This window comes from Streptomyces hainanensis (assembly GCF_004348415.1).
GTDB classification, from domain to species: domain Bacteria; phylum Actinomycetota; class Actinomycetes; order Streptomycetales; family Streptomycetaceae; genus Streptomyces; species Streptomyces hainanensis.
The window spans coordinates 1-2,361 of the sequence record NZ_SMKI01000738.1; the positions used below are offsets into that span (position 1 = coordinate 1).

Annotated in this window: 2 protein-coding genes, 1 tRNA gene and 1 pseudogene; 2 read left to right on the forward strand and 2 right to left on the reverse strand. The window is 74.1% G+C overall.

The window, feature by feature from the left end; all coding sequences use genetic code 11:
- Positions 1 to 354: pseudogene (locus E1283_RS37790) on the forward strand (serine/threonine-protein kinase); the annotation flags it as partial.
- A gap of 31 nt (positions 355 to 385) precedes the next feature.
- Here E1283_RS37790 and E1283_RS35395 read toward each other — a convergent pair.
- Both E1283_RS35395 and E1283_RS35400 read right to left on the reverse strand, forming a co-directional pair.
- A tRNA-Gln gene (locus tag E1283_RS35395) sits at positions 386 to 457 on the reverse strand.
- A 101-nt stretch (positions 458 to 558) separates the two neighbouring features.
- Positions 559 to 756: a hypothetical protein gene (locus E1283_RS35400; protein ID WP_207930665.1), complete on the reverse strand. Its 198-nt coding sequence runs from the start codon at positions 754 to 756 to the stop codon at positions 559 to 561.
- Positions 757 to 1,094: 338 nt separating this feature from the next.
- Between E1283_RS35400 and E1283_RS39620 the strand changes: the two genes are divergently transcribed.
- Positions 1,095 to 2,361, forward strand: a 1,267-nt coding sequence (locus E1283_RS39620; protein ID WP_132822264.1) for a histidine kinase, incomplete at its 3' end; no start/stop codon positions are given.

The window sequence follows — 2,361 nt, forward strand, 5'->3', positions numbered from 1 at the left end:
CCGATGGCCCCCTGGCCACCGAGCTCCCGCCCCCGCGAACCGGACCTGGGCGCGGCGCTCGACGAGGTCAAACGCCTGCTGTCGCACGGCCGTTACCACCAGGTCGCCGAACTCCTCAGCCACACCCTGCCGTTGGCGGCGCTCCGGTACGGCGAGAGCTCGACGATCGTGCGGAGCCTGCGGAAGCAGTACGCGGCGACGCTGCTCGACACCGGCCAGTACGCCAGGGCTCTCCCCGAAATCCAGCGCCTGGCCCACGAGTTCACGGCCGAACGCGGCCCCTACGACCAGGTGGTCCTGCAACTCCGCGCCGACGAACAGCTCTGCCTGCGGCAGTTGCACCAGCCGCACTGAGGCCGCGAGCCGGGAGGACGAGAAGGAGAGGCTCCCCCACCAGGACTCGAACCTGGACATACGGCACCAAAAGCCGCAGTGCTGCCAATTACACCATAGGGGATAGCGAATCGGGCGAGATCATGTGATGGCGAACCGCCGATCCGGTACCCCACACTATGCCAGCCCGTCGCCCCTTCAGGCGATATCGAAGATCGCCCCTTCTCATGGCCGGGTGAAGATCGCGTGGGTTCCCACCCGCCGCCAGACGATGTGCGGCTCGCCGTCGGTCACCGGATCCCCGTAGGGGAAGGTGGCCCGGCCGTCCGGGGCCCAGGAGAACTCCCAGACCTCGTCGTGGCCCTGCGTCTTCCTCGCCCGCGGCGATCGGCGGGGGCGGTCGCCGGCCCTGAGGTCCGCCACGAACTGCGTGACGGCCGGCAGGAGGGCCGCCTGCTGGGCGGCGCTCGACCCCTTCCAGTCCCGCGGGCCCCTCCAGTCGCACAGAAATCGGCTCAGCGTCTCATACGCCGGCAGGCCGCCCGATCTCCGCCACGTCGAGACCGGCCTGGTCCGCCAGGGCGCGGAGCGGCGCTTCGCCGCTCTCGCGCACCTCGCCGCGTCCGCCCGACTCGAGCGACTCGTCGACCTCCCGCTCCCCGGCCTGCCACTCGGGCCGGCCGGCGGACGGGCAGGCGGACGGGCCGGCCGGGGAAGCGGCCCCCGTTCCCGGGGCCGATCCGGCCCTTAGGCTGGTCGCTATGAATGAGACGGGGGCGGGCGGTACCACGGCCGAGGGGTTTCGGCTGTGGTGGTGGACGCGACGCCGGAGCGTCCTGGTGGACGTGGTGATCGCGCTGATCTCCATGGGGGAGTGCATCGCACGGGGTTTCAGCTTCGCCACCATGACCGGGCTGCCGGCGCCGCTGGTCGTGGTGCCGCTGGCGGTCGCCGGGGGTTCGGTGGTGCTGCGGCGCCGCTACCCCGTGGCCGTGATCCTGGTGTCCATCTCGATGCTGCCGGCCAGCCCGGGCACCACCATGGCGCTGGTCGCGCTCTACACGCTGGCCACCACGGACGCGCCGCGGCGCGTCATCGGGGTGCTGACCGCGATGCAGGGCGTCGGCACCGGCATCGTCTTCTACCTCCTGATGGACCAGGACGCCGGCCTGCGCGCGCAGCCGATGCCGACCTGGTTCCCGCCGCTGGTGGCCACGGTGTTCGGCGTGGTGTCGGCGGTGCCGCCGGTGTTGCTCGGGCTCTACGTGCGGGCGCGGCGTCGGCTCGTGGAGTCGCTGCGGGACCGGGCCTTCGGCCTGGAGCGGGAGCTGGCGCTGCTGGCCGAGCGGGCCGAGGAGCGCGCCGAGTGGGCGCGGGGCGAGGAGCGGCGGCGGATCGCGCGGGAGATGCACGACGTGGTGGCGCACCGGGTGAGCCTGATGGTGGTGCACGCGGCGGCGGTGCAGGCGGTGGCGGTGAAGGACCCGGAGAAGGCCGAGCGGAACGCGGGGCTGATCGGGGACATGGGTCGGCAGGCGCTGACCGAGCTGCGGACGATGCTCGGCGTGCTGCGCAGCGGCTCGGCCACCGGGAGCCCCGACGGGGTCTCCGGCGCCGCGGTCGCCGACGGCGCGGCGAGCGCCGGTGGCGCGGTCGAGGCGTCGTCCCGGCTGGCCGAGCTGGCGACGGCGGCCGGTGGCGACCGGGGGGCGCGGGGCGAGTCGGGCCCGGGCCCGAGTCCGGTTCCGGGTCCCGGCCCGGCGCTCGGCGAGGTGGCGGTGCTGGTGGACCAGTCGCGGGCGGCCGGGATGACGGTGGACCTGGACGTCGAGGGTGAGCCGCGTGACTACCCGGCGCAGGTGGAGGCGACGGCGTACCGGGTGGTGCAGGAGGCGTTGACCAACGTGCACAAGCACGCGGCCGGCGCGGCGGCCCGGGTGCGGGTGGCGCACCGGGAGGACGAGGTGGCGGTGCTGGTGCAGAACGAGGCGCCGGCGGGTGGCGCGGCCGCGGGGGACGGGGCCAGGC